Source organism: Salmonella sp. NW177 (assembly GCF_051811585.1).
GTDB classification, from domain to species: Bacteria; Pseudomonadota; Gammaproteobacteria; order Enterobacterales; family Enterobacteriaceae; genus Salmonella; species Salmonella enterica.
On sequence record NZ_JAMMZV010000008.1, the window covers coordinates 204,489 to 222,745 of the forward strand.

Genomic DNA, 18,257 nt, shown 5'->3' on the forward strand with positions numbered 1-18,257 from the left:
ACAATGGCAACTTATCTCATCGGCGACGTTCACGGTTGCTACGACGAACTGATCGCCTTATTACAGCAAGTGGAATTTACGCCAGATACAGACACTCTGTGGCTGACTGGCGATTTGGTCGCCCGCGGTCCCGGTTCGCTGGACGTGTTACGCTACGTCAAATCGCTTGGCAATAGCGTGCGTTTGGTGCTGGGGAATCACGATTTACACCTGTTGGCCGTATTCGCCGGGATTAGCCGCAACAAACCTAAAGACCGGCTGACCCCGCTTCTTGAAGCGCCGGACGCCGATGAGCTGTTGAATTGGTTACGCCGTCAGCCGCTGTTACAGGTAGATGAAGAGAAAAAGCTGGTCATGGCGCATGCGGGTATTACCCCACAGTGGGATTTGCAGACGGCAAAAGAGTGCGCCCGCGATGTTGAAGCGGTGCTGTCGAGCGACTCGTACCCGTTTTTCCTCGACGCGATGTATGGCGATATGCCGAATAACTGGTCGCCGGAGTTAAGCGGTCTGGCGCGGCTACGCTTTATTACTAATGCCTTTACCCGTATGCGTTACTGCTTTCCTAACGGTCAACTGGATATGTACAGTAAAGCGTCGCCGGAAAATGCCCCTGCGCCGCTGAAGCCGTGGTTCGCCATTCCGGGGCCGGTGAGCGAGGCTTACAGTATTGCGTTCGGGCACTGGGCGTCGCTGGAAGGGAAAGGGACGCCGGAAGGTATTTACGCGCTGGATACCGGCTGCTGCTGGGGCGGGGAGTTGACCTGTTTACGCTGGGAAGATAAACAGTATTTTGTGCAGCCGTCAAACCGCCAGATGGATATGGGCGAAGGCGAAGCGGTCAACGCCTGATAGGTTTATGCCTGATGGCGCTACGCTTATCAGGCCTACATCCGGCTACATCTGGCTCAAGAGTAGGCCGGATAAGGCGTTTCGCCGCCATCCGGCACTACAGCGTTAACGACGTTCCAGAATCTCGAAACAATAGCTGTGAGAATTCTGCGCGTCGGCATCGTGAAACTCACTGAATACCGATTCCCAGTCATCCGGTTCATAATCCGGAAAATGGGTATCGCCTTCGACTTCCGCATCAATATGCGTCAGATAAAGCTTCTGCGCTTTTGGCAGGAACTGCTCGTACACGCGCCCGCCGCCAATGACCATAATTTCCGGCGCATCGCCGCAAGCGGCAATCGCCTCATCGACAGACTTCACCCACTGCACGCGATCGTCGGTGCCCGGCTGGCTGCTGATAACAATATTTTTACGTCCCGGTAAGGGGCGTCCGATGGACTCCCAGGTGTGACGTCCCATGACGACAGGTTTATTTAACGTGTTACGTTTAAACCAGGCGAGATCGGCAGGCAGGTTCCACGGCATGGCGTTTTCCATACCGATGACGCGATCCACCGCTAACGCCGCAATCAGACTGATCATTAATTATTTCCTGATACAAAAAAAATTGCCGCCACTATACGTAAAGCGCAATCTTTCGTCGACTGACGAAAAGAGGATGAGCACGAAAATTTTTCGTTCTGCTGGCGACGCCACTCATTTGATGTGGAGCGCCAGCATTACAGTAGTTCAAAAACAGCCAATTAGCAGTAAAGTTTGCAGAACATCACATTTTTTACTTTAGATTGACGGTTTGACCTCGGGTTCATCAGCGGCCTCCCCGGAATGTTTGCCCTCAGCCGTTCCCTGCCAGCCGTGGCGCTGAATCAACGACAGATGCTCCCGGTCCTCGGTAATAATTTCGCTCAACATCGCGCTGGTACGTTTATAGGCGGCGGCACGAGATAACGGATCGTTTTCCCCTTTCGCCATCTCTTCCACCATCCGGGTATTAAAATGACGGAACAGATCCGCGCGCTCGCGGGCTTCATAACGCCCCAGCCCCAGCGCTTCCAGCGCCTGTCTCCCGCTTTTGAGCGCGCCTTCGAAGGTTTCACGTTCGGGCATCGCCACACCAGCCTGGCGCAGGCGGATGTAATGATCGACATCACGGGCGCGGGCGATAATCTGCAGATGCGGGAAATGCGACTTCACCAGTTCACTCAGTTGCAAATTGGTTTGCGGATCGTCAATGGCGTTAATCAATACCTCCGCCTTCGCCGCTCCGGCAGATTCCAGTAAATCCATACGCGTCGCGTCGCCATAAAAAACCTTCATGCCGAATTTACGCAGCGTTTCGATATGATCGGGGTCGTGATCGAGCACCACCATCTTCACCCCGCTCGACAGCAGCAAACGCCCGGCTATCTGACCAAATCGTCCAAACCCGGCCACAATAACCCGCGGTTGCTCTTCGTCGATTTCATCCGCCTCGCGCGCTTCCCCCGTCGCGGTCTTCTCCATGCGCGTCAGCAGCACCAGAAAAATCGGCGTTGCCGCCATCGACAGCGCGACCGCCAGCGTCAGCGCTTTTGCCCATTCCGGCTCAAGTACATCCGCCATTTGCGCCGCGCCAAAAACCACAAACGCAAACTCACTTCCCTGGCCTAATAAGACGGCAAACCAGCGACGCTGTTTTGCCGGTACGCCCAGGGGCCTCGCGACCAGCCACAGCATGACGATTTTGATTGCCAGAAAACCGGCCAACAACAGCAGAATGCGCAGCGGATTCTCCACCAGCGTGCCGAAATCAATCGACATGCCGACGCCAATAAAGAACAGCCCCAGCAGCAACCCCTTAAAGGGTTCAATATCGCTTTCCAGCGCATGACGATATTCTGAACTCGCCAGCAGAACGCCCGCCAGGAACGCGCCCATCGCCATTGACAGCCCAACCTCTTCCAGCAACAGGCCGAAACCAAACACCAGAAATAGCGCCACGGCGCTGAACACCTCCCGCAAACCAGAACGCGCGACAAAGCGCAGCGCCGGGCGCGTAACGTAGCGTCCCAGCAACACCACCAGCGCCAACGCGCCTGCGACTTTCAACGCCGATAGCGCAAACGCGCCAAGCGTGGTGGATGCGCCGCTGGCGGCCAGCAGCGGAATCATCGCCACCAGCGGGATCGCCGCGATATCCTGGAACAAGAGCACTGCAAATGCGCTACGCCCTACTTGCGAAACGGTCAGGTTACGCTCATTCATTGCCTGCATGGCGATAGCCGTGGACGAAAGCGCCAGCGTCATGCCAATCAGTTCCGCCACCTGCCAACGCAGGCCAAGAAACATGCAGAACAGACCAATCAGTCCGCCGCAGACCACCATTTGTAACGCGCCGCCGCCAAATACCGAGGCGCGCAGCTTCCATAACCGTTGCGGGTCCAGCTCAAGCCCAATAACAAACAACATCAGCACGACGCCGATTTCCGCAAAATGCAGAATAGATTCGGCGTCCGTTACCAGCCGTAGCCCCCAGGGGCCGATAATGCAACCCGCAATCAGATACCCCAGCACCGATCCTAAGCCCAAACGTACCGCAATCGGCACAATCAGCGCCGCCGAACCAAGATAGATCAGCGCCTGCAGTAGAGTATGGCTATCCATGATTCACCTCCTGCCATGCCAGTAAACGCTGTTTATACTGACGCGCCTGCGCCTGTAAGGTGTCGTCATCGCAAATGAACGTGCAGTGCATGGCAAACGGCGGCAGCCATTTGAGGCCGCAATAGAGCGCCGTCGCCTGTAGCGGCTGAGAAAGGACGTCAAATCCGGGATGGGAGCCGATAGCAAAGTGGTTTTCACCACCGCCGGTCGTTACCGCCCACAGCAGATGTTTACCGTGCAATGCCGTACCGCCATGACCGTAAGCCCAGCCGTGGGTGAGGACTTTATCCATCCATAATTTGAGTAAAGGAGGGACGCTATACCACTGCATCGGATGCTGCCAGACGATAAGACTCGCGCGCGACAGCGCCTCCTGTTCGGCGGCAACGTCAATATTGAAATCGGGATAGAGGTGATAAAGCGAACGTATTTCGACGTTTTCCAGCGTCCCTGCCTGTTCAAGCATCCGCTTATTCGCATGAGAATGATGCGGATACGGATGCGCATAAATAATGAGGATCATGATTAGCCTGTGATGATCTGTTTTTTATTACAAAGTGTAGTGACAAATTCGCCAGGCTAATAGTGAATATTATTGAGCGGCTAATCAGAAAAAATTGAATTAACGCCAGCCAGGAGTTGACGCCATCCTGCCCCCGGAAGACGCTCTCGAAGGGCCGCAGGCGTTTGCGGAAAAGCGCGATCCGGTGTGGAAAGGTTGGTGATGATGGCAGCCTTAAATCGCTGACCAACCGGTTTAAGGCCTTCTTGTCGGGCGGCGCTGCGCTAAATTTGCCTGTAATGACTGTAATATCAATCCATTACATGATGACACAGGCCCAATAAGCGCAGCGCCAACAGCATCTGAACCTCCAGACACGCTGGATGCCAGATCGCCGACGCATAAATTAACCTAATGGGTCAGGTACTTAGAGCCTGGCCCACCAGGCGTAATTGTTGAATCCAGTTTGGGGCCGACCAGCGCGCAGAAACCGGAGCGTACACGTAGTACGTGAGGATTTTGAGCACTGCCCGGACCCAAAATGGCGAATAAAATAGCCTAATGGGCCAGGCTCTTAATCTTTCGCCATGCGGTTAAACTGCTCAATGGTAAGATCCCACGGCTCACGGGCCGCATCCGGCATAAAACTGCCGTCATCCACGCCAATTTCGTCCTTGATAATTTTATTCAGTTTTTCATTCATCGTAAGAATGAGATCCTGATATTTCTGTTTATCAGCAGCAAGGTTATGGTTCTCATCGGGATCATTTTTAAGATCGTAAAGTTCAAGATCGTTGTACTTAATAAGATCCTCCCAGGTTTCCGGCGTATTATGCTCCCTTAGCGAGAAATAACGCGCAAACTTATAACGGCCATCGTTAATCATCCGCGTCCCTGAACGATGGCTAAAATCAGGATGCAAATGGGATATTTCCTGCTTGATTTGCGCCACCGTTTTTTGTTTATCTCTTTGTAGCGCGATAACGCGGTGGAGATAATGGGCATCGGTATACAAGATCATGCCATAGCAATATAAGCTGGCATTTCTCACCGCATTAACCGCAACGCCCTCCGGGTTTTTTAGCAATCCGCTAAAATTAACGCCTTTGCGGTTGCCTAACGCCTGGTGCTGTTTTTCTTCCGGCAAACCGGTCAGTCCAACTAATGTCGGCGCGATATCAAGATGACAGGTCAACGCCTGACATTTCTTATTACCGGGGTACGCCGGGTGGGAAATAATCATCGGTACATGGATCTGTTCTTTATAAACGGAAGCGCCTTTACCGTGCATCTGATGGCTTCCGCCTAATTCGCCATGATCGGCAGTAAATACAACAATCGTTTTATCAGTTAACTTGAGGGCATCAAGTTCATTTAATATCCGGTCAAGGTGAGTATCACAATCGCGGATACAGTTGAAATAGTAGTCAAGCAGTTTACGCCAACGACGATCTTCATCAGGAAACTGCCCTTCCAGCGCAGCGCGCGCCGTCTGGTATTCAAGATGCGCCGGCGGTCTTCCCTGCTCATTGAATGATTGATGCCTGTTTGCCGGCAGCGGATAGTTCGGCCAGCTTGCCTGATAAAGCTCGTTTTCCGGCGGCTGCGTGGGCGCCAGGGTATTATCATCCTGATCCAACTCGCCACGCCACTGTACCTTTTCTCCCTCTTTATCGGTATCAATAAACATGACGTCATGAGGATTAACGAGGTTAACGGCCAGGAACCAGGGCTTGTGTTGGTCATTCAAGGGCTGCCCCTTGCATCTTAACCAATTTATAGTCTGAGCCGTGGTGGTTGAATCATAAAAATAGCCGCCTTTACTATGGCCTATAATATCGCCGATGCCGTGATAGTCAGCAAAACCATATTTTTCCATAATTTTATGTAATTCTGGTTCGGGAATATCCCCGACATCAATATCCTCATCTTTTTCGTCAGGCAAAGGCTTCTCCAGTTTTTCTGTAAGATGCCACTTACCTTTATAGGCCGTATAGTATCCCAGTTCCCGCATCATATGGCCTGTGGTTCCAAGAGCGGGGTCAAGGTCATAAGGCATCCAGGGCAATCCCAGATTATCAAACATCTTTGTCTGGGGCATATGTAAGCCGGTATACAATACGGAGCGGGAAGGCGTACAGACATTACTGGTATTCTGATGATTACAGAATGTCACCCCCGTTTTCATGAGCCGCTCTCTGCCGGGTACCGGGAAAGGAAACGTAGGAAAAAAACGCTCCTGGTCGGTCACGACTAACAGAATATTATATCCTTCTGGCAATTTTTCCGGGATTTCGCCGGTAAACGGTTTATCCCACGCCGGTTTCGCCTTGACGGCACATTTTTCATCAGCTTTTACCGCGCCGGATAGCATACCGCCGGCGGCAAGAATACCGGCGCTGGTTAACAGTTTCCTACGCGTAAGATCCGTCTCTTCTGCGGACAGATTTTTTTTATTACTCATATTATTATACCTGTAGTCAGTAACTTTATCACATATTCATTTATTACTGTACGAGGAAGCGTGGATATGTATCAATGCCTTCCGGGTAAGAATATGTGTTATAAATTGATTTGTATTTCAAATTAGAAATATATTAATAAATGAGCATAATTCATTGAAAAATTATTTAGATGAAAAGTTCATTGTTTTTATTTTAGAGATACAACTGCAGACATTACTTCATAAAAAAATACATTATTAAACATACTCTATAGCTCTGTGTTCGTGCCTTTTCCCTTCAACTACGGTGATTACCCTATGCCGCTACAATAAAATCGCCCCGAAAGAAACACTATCAGTAACAGGCCGCGCAACCATAGACATACAACCGGTAATATCACTCTGGGAAATTAAAACATAACTCAATTCTGTTATGTTGCTTATGAATAAAACTAGCGTATTGCCGCGTGATTCAATAAAAATTACGCCATTAAAAAAAATAATATAAAAACTATTATTTACAGGGGGTTAAGTTTCTTTTTAGCTGGCAGTGCATTATTTTACATTGACAACAACATAAAGAGGTGACTATAACAAGATATAAGACGGTCACACCAAATAAGGCTATTTTCAGATAATCAACCGAGGTTATTACCCAAAATAATTCGAGTTGCTTAAAGGCGGCAAGGGAGTGAGTCCCCAGGAGCATAGATAATTATGTGATTGAGGTGAGCGACAAATTTGCCGGGAGCAGATTTGAACGTCGCGTGCGACGGCCCGTCAGGGCGAGGCCCATGGGTGGGCCGAGTAATCCGTAGCCAACCCGTAAGCCACTTGAAGTATGAAGGGGATAAATAATTTCGTTACGGATTACTGATATTGCGCAAACCTTATCATCAATGCAACAGGAACAGAACCATGAAAAAATGCATTATTGCCGCCGCATTACTGGCAACGGTTGCTTCATTCAGCACGCTTGCGGCAGAGCAGGTCTCTAAGCAAGAAATCAGCCACTTCAAACTGGTTAAGGTCGGCACCATAAATGTGTCCCAGAGTGGCGGGCAGATTTCCTCACCCTCTGATCTACGCGAAAAACTGTCAGAATTAGCCGATGCGAAAGGCGGAAAATATTATCATATTATCGCTGCACGTGAGCATGGTCCGAATTTTGAAGCCGTTGCCGAGGTTTATAACGATGCGACGAAATAAAGCTCTGATTGCGCCATAACGAGGGCACAGGCATGAAATAATAAGAGAGCGCCAGCAAGGTGCCATGTTACGTCACAATCCACTCAGGGCCGTCTGGAAACAGATGCTGGCCCTCTTTTTTATCAACAGTTCATCCGGGGCAGGCAAGCCGTTGGAATGTGCGCGCGCAGGCAGTAAGCCCTTCGTAAATAAGACGGTTTTGCGGGCTGTTTTAAGGTAATATTTAGTGCGCTTTTACCTGCCTGAACCAGTAATTTTCCATTTTCGTTATCCATTTCCCCTTTTTATTTTTCGGTATTACGCCAGCCCAAAGTAATTGCAGCTGTCGGTTATAGGTTCCAATAGCGTGTCCACCATACGCCCCTTCAAATGCTATCACCATGGGTCCCTGCCCTTTTACCCCCTCTTGTCCTTCATGGCAATAAAGCGCGTTGCGGTGAGTCACGTCAAGTTCATACCGTACGTTCAGTTTCACACACTTTTCCCCGCAGCCTTCTACTGGCGGCAATATTGTCATGGTATAAGGCGGGTTATCTGCCGTGGTTTTCCATGTTCCGATCAGGTCTTTGCAGGCGTTTATCTCCGTAGCCCCGGAGGCGGCAGAAAATAGCGCGAGCAAATAAAAAGGTATTAGTTTCAGTTTCATTACAGACTCCTGTTCCTTATACCTCATCATTTATACCTAATCATAAGGATAAATGCCCTGCGATATGTTTTTTTCCGGGAAATGTTGAGCCGCTGTTCAGAGAAATGTCGATGAGTGTAACCTCATGTAAGCGGACAGCGCGGTGGGGAAAGCGGGAACACGGGCGAATGGTCTAACGTATTTCGACGTTTTCCGGCGTCCCTGCCTGTTCAGGCATCCGTTTATTCGCATGGGAATAAATGGATGCGCATAAAGAGAGAATATTATTGCGCGGCTAACCAGAAAAAATTGAATTAATTATCCAGCTCGCTCATATTTTTCAGCTGATCGCGGTTAATCTGTTCGGTTTTCCCGGTGGCGGCGTTTTTGTAAGACACCATACCGGTATCGTTATCGACCTCGGGTTTCCCGTCGGTGACAATAGTTTTGCCATCCGTGGTTTCAACCGCCTGGTTAGAAGAGCATCCTGCGACGGTGAATAGTGTTGCTGCGGTAAACAGTGCGGTCATAAGACGTTTTTGCATGGTGTTCTCCCTGCTTTTCAGTTGTTTTAGCATGTGACTGTTAACTGTAGCGTTATTGGCGAAAAGCAGGGAGAAATGCAGAACACTCTTAACGAGGGTTATCCGATGGCGTTCCGCGCAAAGTCATGTTTCCGGTCTGTGTTAGCGTCAAGCCGCGAGTTTCCGGGGCAAACATCACCGATACGCCAAGCCCGACTAACGAAATCAACGCGCCAATCAGCATGACGTTATTAATACCGTAACGAGTAATGAAAATCGGTAATGCCCAGGTGGAGACAATGGTTCCGATGCGGCTTAATGACATGATGACCCCCACGGCCGAAGCGCGAATATCCGTCGGGAAGAGTTCATTAGGATAAAGCCATTGCAGTATGCCCGGTCCGCCGGAAAAGAAGGCGTATACCGCAAACGCCACCACGACCAGTATGATGCCCAGATTTGACACCAGCCCCAGTAGCGCCAGCGCGATAGTCATCATGGCGAAGCTGCCAATAAGCAGAGGGCGACGGCCAATACTGTTTAGCCAAAACATCGCCGGTATACAGCCCAGCATAAAAAAGAGGCTAATCACCACATTGCCGAGCGCCGCGTTGCGCCCCTGTTCCCAGCCGAGTAACCCGACGATCTGCGGCCCAAAGGTATAGATAGCGAACATCGGGATTACCTGACAGGTCCAGATAGCCGCAACGAACAGTACAAACGGAAAATGACGGCGGTTAAACAACTGCAGGAAGCGGGTCTCCTGCGGCGGCTCATCGTCAAAGCAGACCGGTTCGCCGAACAGTTTGATCATCATTTGTTCACACTCTTTTACCCGTCCTTTTCGCAATAGCCAGCGTGGCGATTCCGGCAGGTCAAAGCGGCCAATCAAAATGATTAAGCACGGGATAAAGGCGCTGCCAAGCATCCAACGCCAGCCGCCTTCCATGTCATACAGCCAGTAGCCCACCAGGTTGGCGCAGGTCGCGCCGACGTACCACATCGCGGCGATAAAACCGATGGAGAACGCGCGCTGGCGGGTGTTGGAAAACTCCGTAATCATGGAAGTGGCGATAGGGTAATCCGCGCCGATAACAATGCCAATTAAAACGCGCATCACCAGTAATTCAAGCGGCGTGGAAACAAACATGGTCGCCACGGAGATAACGCCGATAGCGATAATATCAAGCAGGAACATTTTACGCCGCCCGACTTTATCGCAAATATAGCCAAACAACGAGGTGCCGATAAACAGTCCGGCAAGCGTAGCCGCGCCGAGCGCGCCAATCCATTCAGCATCAAGGTGCAATAGCGGCGTCAGTTGTTCCAGCGCCACGCCAATGATCACCAGCACGTAGCCATCAAGGAACGGGCCGCCGCTTCCCCACAGCATAATTCTGCGATGAATGGAGGAGAATTTAAGGTCATCAAAGTTCCTGGGCTGCTGCATGGTGATGTCCTGTTTCAACACGGGCAAAGCGCATCTGTAGGCCGGATAAGGCGTTTCCGCCGCCATCCGGCATTGGCGCCACATGATTGCCGGATGGTGACGCTACCGCATCTTATCCGGCCTACGGGGGCACAACTTCGTACTTATTAGCCGTAGCGGAACTCCACGCCAAACGTCCCGCGCGGGTATTCCCATTTTTCCAGCGCCATATCAAGGCCGAGGATCCGGCACGTTCCGCACTCCAGGCACCCGGCGTAATCAAAACGAACGCTGCCGTCGTCCTGCTTTTTATACAGTCCCGCCGGACAGGCCTTAATCAGTACCTCCAGCGCCTGTTTATCAGGATCGGTTTTGAGAATGATGTGCGGACTGTCTTCATCCACATTGAACTTATTGACGCCCAGTTTGACGTCCACATTAACGGGAGATGTCATAATACGGTCACTCCTTTCAGGCCATCTTTCATCAGGTTGATGAAGCCCACTTTCTTCGCATGGCGCAGGATTTTTTTACGCATCGGCACCGGAGCGGAGCCATCCACGGTGAACAGGTCGCGCGCGATACTGACCGCCATTTCGGGATAAGCGGTAAACATGCGGGGATTATCAAGAAAAGCCGGTAGTTTCTGATACATACGCATATCGCGCATCGGACCTTCGTCCAGATGCTGACGGTATTCCCCCAGCGACTGCTTGCTAAAATCGTCACGCTTCATCGCCGAAAGCACCGTCTTCGCCGCCGCTTCGCCTGCGGATATGGCGAGATCCATACCCCGGATGGTAAAGCCGAGGTTCATACACATGCCGGCAGCATCCCCGGCAATCAGTACGCCATCGCCCACCAGTTCAGGCTGCATATTCATTCCCGCCTCGGGTACAACGTGTGCGGCATATTCCACCAGCTTGCCACCGGCGATCAGCGGCGCAACTGCCGGATGCTGTTTGAAATCTTCCAGCATTTGCGGGACCGATTTTTTCGCGTCTTTCAGATGATGAAGTCCGCAGACCAGCCCCAGGGAAAGGGTTGTTTCATTCGTATACAGGAAGCCACCGCCCATCAGACCATCGGTTGGCGCCCCGGCAAACAGACAGGCGGCACCTTCGTTGCCCTGTAGCTGGAAACGATCTTCAATGACCGACTTCGGCAATTCGATCAGTTCCTTCACACCGACGGCAACATGCGATGCCTCAACACGCTTGGCCATGCCCAGCTTTTCAGCCAGCAGAGAATTCACCCCGTCAGCGAGGATCACGACTTTGGCTTCCAGAATATCGCCATCGGCTTCCACGCCCACGACTTTGCCATCACGCTGAACAACGTTATCCACGCGAATACCGGTGATCAGTTGCGCCCCCGCCTCTTCGGCCTGCTCCATCAGCCAGGCGTCAAATTTACTGCGTAAGACGGAATAGGAAACCTGCGACGCTGAAGCATCTTCACCATTGCAGTAGTCGATAGTCATCGCCCCGTTGTCGGTCATAAAGGCGAGTTTTTCGTGGGTGATCATGCGTTCAATGGGGGCCTGATCCGCAAAGCCGGGAATGATGCGTTCCAGGCTATGTGCATACAAACGCCCACCGGTGACATTCTTCGCGCCAGCAGAATTGCCGCGCTCGATAACCAGCACCTGTGCACCTTCGCGAGCAAGCACCAGCGCCGCAACCGAACCGGCCAGACCTGCACCCACGATAATGGCATCAAAGATATCTTCGGACATACGTACTCCTGTCAGCGGCAGGATACCTTCGCATCCTGCCCGAAATGGTTTATCGCGCTAAGGCAGCCGTCAGCGCAGGCAGGATCTTCAGCGCATCGCCAACGATGCCAAAATCCGCATACTGGAAGATTGGCGCGTTTTTATCTTTGTTGATGGCGAAAATCGTCTGCGCGCCGTTGGCGCCGACCATGTGTTGGATCTGCCCGGAGATCCCCACCGCCAGATACAGTTCAGGTTTGAGCATCAGGTTGGAGATACCGACGTAGCGCTCGTGCTCCATCCACTTCTCGTTTTCCGCCACCGGGCGGGAACAGGCCAGCTCGGCGCCGATGGTCTGGCACAGCGCTTCGGCCAGCGAGATATTCTCTTTGCTGCCGATGCCGCGTCCCACGCTGACCACCAGACGCGCTTTGTCGAGGTCAACGCTGTTGCTCTGACGCGCCTGGGTTGCGGTGCGGGTCACGGTAATGGCCGGAGCCTGCCACTGCACGGTGTGCATCTCGCCGCTGCGAGAAGCATCCGGTTGTTGTGCGTCAAACGTTCCGCTGCTGAGTGTGATCACGGCAAACGGCGAAGCGATGGTTTCTGCCCCTATCGCCAGACCGCCGTAGACCATATGTTTAACCGCCGCTTTTCCATCCTGCAGGGCGACGTCGCTGGCGTCATTGGAAACCGCAGCCGACAAGCGATAGCCCAGCTTTGCCGCCAACAGCTTGCCCCGACGCGTATTCGGCAGCAGCACCGCGCCGCCCTCGCTATGCTGACGAATAGTCTCAGCCATCGCAGCAGCGTAGTCTTCGATCATGCGGTCTTCTGGTTTGCCGCTGAGCAGCCAGACATGATCCGCGCCCAAATGGCATGCTGTCGCGCTGTCCGCTTCGTTCAGTACGAACGCGTTAACTTTTTCACCTACAGCCTGCGCGCCACTCATCAGTTCGGGCAGACGAGAAGGGGTATCGCTGAATACCCAGACACTGGAAAATTTGTTCATAACATCCCCTGATAATTAAATGATTTTGCGCAGATTCTCGACAAACGCGGCGATTTGTTCTTCACCGTCACCTTCAATCACCACACGCTGACGCTCGCGCTGCTTCGGTGCGGCAACCTGTTGTGCGGAATACGCGGGTACGCTGTTCAGCCCGATATCCGCAGGCGACCAGACCTGAACCGGTTTTTTCGCCGCGCCAAGAATGGCTTTCATCGAAGGGATTTGTGGGGTGTTAATGTCGGTGGAAACCGCGATCACCGCCGGGAGCGGGATGCTCAGCGTTTCAACTTCATCTTCCAGTTCGCGTTCTACTGTCAATGTGCTGTCGGTAAGAGAGAGGATTTTACTCACGCCGTTAATCGCCGGAATGTTCAGCGCTTCGCCCACCAGCAAACCAACCTGCTGAGCATAAAGATCGGAAGAACCGTCGCCGCAGATAAGTAGATCGAAACCTGATTTTTGCGCCGCGGCGGCCAGCGCGGTAGCGGTGTGTTGCGGCAGCGCCTGCTCAAATTGATCGTCAATGACCACAATCAGTTCATCAGGGCCACGAGAGAGGACATCTTTGCGCCCTTTTGCATTAGTCAGCGCTTTGCCGCCAACGCTCATGGCGACAACCTGAGCGTCTCCCAACTGCTGTTTTAACTGGCAAGCAGCTTCAATTGCATTCAGATCATATTGGCTGATTTTGCTATCCGCTTTGCTGAAATCGAGTGTTCCGTCAGCATTATTAATCGCAATATCCTGCTCATCAGGTACGCATTTGTAGCAAGTAATTATCTTCATTGCATCTCCAGAAATCATGAAGGAAACGTATTTATATCGGCGGTGTTAAATACAGATATCACGCTCTTTAATTCGGAAATAAAACCTTAATCACCAATATTGAAAATGTCACACATTGATATTCGTAACTTTCAATAGTGTTACGCACCTCACCAATATTGAAAGAAATATGCCAAATATGAAAATTTTCAATATTGTTTGCTGGCTCAACAATATTGAACGTCAGACACTTAAAAAACTTAAAAAATCACAATCAACTAATTGATAAATAAAGCAAAAATAAAAATTTAGACACAAAATAATCAACGCAAAAAAGTGTGACGAAGATAACAGAATCCCCCGAAGTGAATACCCATCATGAGTTACTCATTGAGGCGTCCCAGAGGTTAAAAACTTATCAACAAATCATTAATAATAAATAAACAAACGTTCATGGACTGGCACGCTAAATAAATTTCGTTTTCACACTGGAATTCACTTATGAAAAATGAAAAGAAAAAATCGGGAATTGAACCGAAGGTTTTTTTTCCGCCATTAATAATTGTCGGGATACTTTGCTGGCTAACAGTCAGAGATCTTGATGCCGCTAACGTCGTTATTAATGCGGTATTCAGTTATGTCACCAACGTCTGGGGTTGGGCATTTGAATGGTATATGGTCGTCATGCTCTTCGGCTGGTTCTGGCTGGTTTTTGGCCCCTATGCCAAAAAGAGATTAGGTGACGAAAAACCGGAGTTTAGCACCGCCAGCTGGATTTTCATGATGTTCGCCTCCTGTACATCCGCTGCGGTTCTGTTCTGGGGCTCTATTGAGATCTACTACTATATCTCCACCCCGCCGTTCGGCCTGGAACCAAATTCCACGGGCGCGAAAGAGATAGGCCTGGCGTACAGCCTGTTCCACTGGGGGCCGCTACCGTGGGCAACCTATAGCTTCCTTTCCGTGGCCTTCGCCTACTTCTTCTTTGTACGCAAGATGGATGTCATCCGCCCCAGCTCCACGCTGGTACCGCTCGTCGGTGAAAAGCATGCGAAAGGGTTGTTCGGTACCATCGTCGATAACTTCTACCTGGTGGCGCTGATCTTCGCGATGGGCACCAGCCTCGGTCTGGCTACCCCGCTGGTCACCGAGTGTATGCAATGGCTGTTCGGTATTCCGCATACGCTGCAATTGGATGCCATCATCATTACCTGCTGGATCATTCTGAACGCGATTTGCGTGGCCTGCGGCCTGCAAAAAGGGGTCAGAATCGCCAGCGATGTGCGTAGCTACCTGAGCTTCCTGATGCTCGGCTGGGTGTTTATCGTCAGCGGCGCCAGCTTCATCATGAACTACTTCACCGACTCCGTCGGGATGCTGTTAATGCATCTGCCACGGATGCTGTTCTATACCGACGCCATCGGTAAAGGCGGCTTCCCACAGGGCTGGACCGTTTTCTACTGGGCGTGGTGGGTTATTTACGCCATCCAGATGAGTATCTTCCTGGCCCGTATTTCCCGTGGTCGTACCGTACGTGAACTGTGCTTCGGGATGGTGATGGGTCTGACCGCGTCTACCTGGATCCTGTGGACAGTGCTGGGCAGCAACACGCTGCTGCTGATGGATAAAAACATCCTCAACATTCCGCAACTGATTGAGCAACACGGCGTGGCGCGCGCCATTATCGAAACCTGGGCCGCCTTGCCGCTCAGCACCGCCACCATGTGGGGCTTCTTCATCCTCTGCTTTATTGCCACCGTCACGCTGATTAACGCCTGCTCTTACACCCTGGCGATGTCGACCTGTCGCGAAGTTCGCGATGGTGAAGAGCCGCCTCTGTTAGTGCGTATCGGCTGGTCGGTGCTGGTCGGCATCATCGGTATCGTTCTGCTGGCGCTGGGTGGTTTGAAGCCGATTCAGACCGCGATTATCGCCGGAGGATGTCCGCTGTTCTTCGTCAACATTATGGTGACGCTGTCCTTTATTAAAGACGCCAAAGTGCACTGGAAAGACAAGTAATTCTTATTAACCCAATTGATCAAGAGGCTGAAAGATGGATTTCAACTTAAATGACGAACAGGAGCTGTTTGTCGCCGGTATTCGCGAACTGATGGCCAGTGAGAACTGGGAAGCTTATTTTGCCGAGTGCGATCGTGACAGCGTCTACCCTGAGCGTTTTGTAAAAGCGCTGGCGGATATGGGTATTGATAGCCTGCTGATCCCGGAGGAACACGGCGGTCTGGAAGCGGGTTTTGTTACCGTCGCCGCCGTCTGGATGGAGCTGGGACGTCTTGGCGCGCCAACTTACGTGTTGTACCAATTGCCGGGAGGTTTTAACACTTTCCTGCGTGAAGGGACTCAGGAGCAAATTGATAAAATCATGGCCTTCCGGGGCACCGGTAAGCAGATGTGGAACTCTGCTATCACCGAACCAGGAGCGGGATCGGATGTTGGTAGTCTGAAAACCACTTATACGCGCAAAAATGGTAAGGTTTATCTCAATGGCAGTAAGTGCTTTATCACCAGTAGCGCCTATACCCCGTACATCGTGGTCATGGCGAGAGACGGTGCATCGCCGGATAAACCGGTTTACACCGAGTGGTTTGTGGACATGAGCAAAGCAGGTATCAAGGTCAACAAACTGGAGAAACTCGGTCTGCGCATGGACAGCTGCTGTGAAATCACCTTTGACGACGTTGAACTGGACGAGAAAGACATGTTCGGTCGGGAAGGTAACGGCTTCAACCGCGTGAAAGAAGAGTTTGACCATGAGCGCTTCCTCGTCGCGCTGACCAACTACGGTACCGCAATGTGCGCTTTTGAAGACGCTGCGCGTTACGCGAATCAGCGCGTGCAGTTTGGTGAAGCTATTGGCCGTTTCCAGCTGATTCAGGAGAAGTTTGCGCATATGGCGATCAAACTGAACTCCATGAAAAATATGCTGCTGGAAGCCGCGTGGAAAGCAGATAACGGCACTATTACCTCCGGCGACGCGGCAATGTGCAAATACTTCTGCGCCAACGCCGCGTTTGAAGTGGTAGACACCGCCATGCAGGTACTGGGAGGTGTTGGTATCGCGGGCAACCACCGCATCACGCGTTTCTGGCGTGACCTGCGCGTTGACCGTGTTTCTGGTGGTTCTGACGAAATGCAGATCCTGACGTTGGGTCGTGCGGTACTCAAGCAATACCGCTAATCGATCCCTTGTAGGCCTGATAAGACGCGGGGCGTCGCCATCAGGCAATCATGCCGGATGGCGCTGTGCTTATCCGGCCTACATACCGCAAAAAATGCCAGGAGAAAAATGATGAATCATTTACCAATGCCAACCTTTGGCCCGCTTGCTGGGGTACGCGTTGTTTTTTCGGGAATCGAAATCGCCGGTCCATTCGCCGGACAGATGTTCGCCGAATGGGGCGCCGAGGTTATCTGGATTGAAAACGTCGCATGGGCCGATACCATCCGCGTACAGCCTAACTACCCGCAGCTCTCACGCCGCAACCTGCACGCCCTGTCGCTGAATATTTTCAAAGATGAAGGTCGGGAAGCGTTTCTGAAACTGATGGAAACCACCGATATTTTCATTGAAGCCAGTAAAGGACCGGCCTTTGCCCGCCGTGGTATTACTGATGAAGTGCTGTGGGAACATAACCCGAAACTGGTCATTGCCCACCTTTCCGGCTTCGGCCAGTATGGTACCGAGGAGTACACCAATCTTCCGGCGTATAACACCATCGCGCAGGCATTCAGTGGTTATCTGATCCAAAACGGCGACGTTGATCAGCCGATGCCAGCCTTCCCGTATACCGCCGATTACTTCTCCGGGATGACCGCGACGACAGCCGCGCTGGCAGCCCTGCACAAAGTACGCGAAACGGGTAAAGGTGAAAGCATCGATATCGCCATGTACGAAGTGATGCTGCGCATGGGTCAGTACTTCATGATGGACTACTTCAACGGCGGCGAAATCTGTCCACGTATGACGAAAGGGAAAGACCCCTACTACGCCGGTTGCGGCCTGTATAAATGCGCCGATGGTTACATCGTCATGGAGTTGGTCGGCATCACGCAAATCAACGAGTGTTTTAAAGATATTGGCCTGGCCCATATTCTCGGTACGCCGGAAGTTCCGGAAGGCACGCAGCTCATCCATCGCGTGGAATGCCCTTACGGCCCGCTCGTCGAAGAGAAACTGGACGCCTGGCTGGCAACACACACTATCGCCGACGTTCAGGCGCGCTTTGCTGAGCTGAATATCGCCTGTGCGAAGGTGCTCACCATTCCGGAACTGGAAGGTAATCCGCAGTACGTTGCCCGCGAATCGATTACTCAGTGGCAAACAATGGACGGTCGCACCTGTAAAGGGCCGAACATCATGCCGAAATTTAAAAACAACCCGGGGAAAATCTGGCGTGGCATGCCGTCACACGGCATGGATACCGCCGCCATTCTGAAAAACATTGGTTATAGCGAAGCAGATATTAAGGAACTGGTCGGCAAAGGCCTGGCCAAAGTTGAGGATTAAACGCGATG

General features: G+C 51.7%; 16 protein-coding genes and 1 pseudogene. 6 read left to right on the forward strand and 11 right to left on the reverse strand.

All coding sequences use genetic code 11. From position 1 onward, the window contains the following. Window positions 1–3: 3 nt before the first annotated feature. Complete coding sequence (gene apaH / locus NA986_RS20730) at window positions 4–852, forward strand: bis(5'-nucleosyl)-tetraphosphatase (symmetrical) ApaH (protein ID WP_000257211.1); 849 nt, start codon at window positions 4–6, stop codon at window positions 850–852. A gap of 105 nt (window positions 853–957) precedes the next feature. On the opposite strand, the gene folA is transcribed toward apaH, so the two are convergent. The 3 genes from folA to kefF all read right to left on the reverse strand — a co-directional run bounded on the left by folA (window position 958) and on the right by kefF (window position 4,021). Continuing rightward, window positions 958–1,437 carry a type 3 dihydrofolate reductase gene (gene folA / locus NA986_RS20735; protein WP_000624379.1) on the reverse strand — a complete coding sequence of 160 codons (480 nt, stop codon included), beginning with the start codon at window positions 1,435–1,437 and terminating at the stop codon, window positions 958–960. Window positions 1,438–1,635: 198 nt separating this feature from the next. Continuing rightward, window positions 1,636–3,498, reverse strand: coding sequence for a glutathione-regulated potassium-efflux system protein KefC (gene kefC / locus NA986_RS20740; RefSeq protein ID WP_000377163.1), 1,863 nt, complete (start codon window positions 3,496–3,498; stop codon window positions 1,636–1,638). After that, entirely contained in the window at window positions 3,491–4,021 is a 531-nt protein-coding gene (gene kefF / locus NA986_RS20745) for a glutathione-regulated potassium-efflux system oxidoreductase KefF (protein WP_000600706.1), read from the reverse strand. The genes kefC and kefF overlap by 8 nt, the downstream gene beginning before the upstream one ends. Window positions 4,022–4,142: 121 nt before the next feature. Here kefF and NA986_RS20750 point away from each other — a divergent pair. Continuing rightward, a pseudogene (locus tag NA986_RS20750) lies at window positions 4,143–4,223 on the forward strand (hypothetical protein); the annotation flags it as partial. A gap of 351 nt (window positions 4,224–4,574) precedes the next feature. On the opposite strand, the gene NA986_RS20755 reads toward NA986_RS20750, so the two are convergent. After that, window positions 4,575–6,464 carry a sulfatase-like hydrolase/transferase gene (locus NA986_RS20755; protein ID WP_000066316.1) on the reverse strand — a complete coding sequence of 630 codons (1,890 nt, stop codon included), beginning with the start codon at window positions 6,462–6,464 and terminating at the stop codon, window positions 4,575–4,577. 897 nt (window positions 6,465–7,361) lie between these two features. Between NA986_RS20755 and srfN the strand changes: the two genes are divergently transcribed. After that, window positions 7,362–7,652 (forward strand): DUF1471 family virulence protein SrfN, encoded by a 291-nt coding sequence (gene srfN / locus NA986_RS20760; protein WP_000710533.1) that lies wholly within the window; start codon window positions 7,362–7,364, stop codon window positions 7,650–7,652. A gap of 223 nt (window positions 7,653–7,875) precedes the next feature. Here srfN and NA986_RS20765 read toward each other — a convergent pair whose 3' ends face one another. From NA986_RS20765 to NA986_RS20795, 7 genes are all read right to left on the reverse strand, one after another. Then, entirely contained in the window at window positions 7,876–8,292 is a 417-nt protein-coding gene (locus tag NA986_RS20765) for a hypothetical protein (RefSeq protein WP_052932291.1), read from the reverse strand. 299 nt (window positions 8,293–8,591) lie between these two features. Then, window positions 8,592–8,822: a YgdI/YgdR family lipoprotein gene (locus NA986_RS20770; RefSeq protein ID WP_001172089.1), complete on the reverse strand. Its 231-nt coding sequence runs from the start codon at window positions 8,820–8,822 to the stop codon at window positions 8,592–8,594. Window positions 8,823–8,910: 88 nt separating this feature from the next. Then, the gene (locus NA986_RS20775; protein ID WP_001187057.1) at window positions 8,911–10,251 is read right to left on the reverse strand and encodes an MFS transporter; all 1,341 of its coding nucleotides are present in this window, start codon (window positions 10,249–10,251) and stop codon (window positions 8,911–8,913) included. 146 nt (window positions 10,252–10,397) lie between these two features. Continuing rightward, entirely contained in the window at window positions 10,398–10,685 is a 288-nt protein-coding gene (gene fixX / locus NA986_RS20780; RefSeq protein WP_023216334.1) for a ferredoxin-like protein FixX, read from the reverse strand. Further along, window positions 10,682–11,968: an FAD-dependent oxidoreductase gene (locus NA986_RS20785; RefSeq protein WP_001287774.1), complete on the reverse strand. Its 1,287-nt coding sequence runs from the start codon at window positions 11,966–11,968 to the stop codon at window positions 10,682–10,684. Before NA986_RS20785 ends, fixX begins: the two co-directional genes overlap by 4 nt. Window positions 11,969–12,017: 49 nt before the next feature. After that, window positions 12,018–12,959, reverse strand: a complete 942-nt coding sequence (locus NA986_RS20790) for an electron transfer flavoprotein subunit alpha/FixB family protein (protein WP_001032187.1) — start codon at window positions 12,957–12,959, stop codon at window positions 12,018–12,020. A 15-nt stretch (window positions 12,960–12,974) separates the two neighbouring features. Next, window positions 12,975–13,745, reverse strand: a complete 771-nt coding sequence (locus tag NA986_RS20795) for an electron transfer flavoprotein FixA (RefSeq protein WP_000692185.1) — start codon at window positions 13,743–13,745, stop codon at window positions 12,975–12,977. 480 nt (window positions 13,746–14,225) lie between these two features. On the opposite strand from NA986_RS20795, the gene caiT reads away from it, so the two are divergent. The 3 genes from caiT to caiB all read left to right on the forward strand — a co-directional run bounded on the left by caiT (window position 14,226) and on the right by caiB (window position 18,249). Then, entirely contained in the window at window positions 14,226–15,743 is a 1,518-nt protein-coding gene (caiT, locus tag NA986_RS20800) for an L-carnitine/gamma-butyrobetaine antiporter (protein ID WP_000787073.1), read from the forward strand. A 34-nt stretch (window positions 15,744–15,777) separates the two neighbouring features. Further along, entirely contained in the window at window positions 15,778–16,920 is a 1,143-nt protein-coding gene (caiA, locus tag NA986_RS20805) for a crotonobetainyl-CoA dehydrogenase (RefSeq protein WP_000347134.1), read from the forward strand. 111 nt (window positions 16,921–17,031) lie between these two features. Next, window positions 17,032–18,249, forward strand: coding sequence for an L-carnitine CoA-transferase (gene caiB / locus NA986_RS20810; RefSeq protein WP_001016212.1), 1,218 nt, complete (start codon window positions 17,032–17,034; stop codon window positions 18,247–18,249). Window positions 18,250–18,257 lie beyond the last annotated feature (8 nt).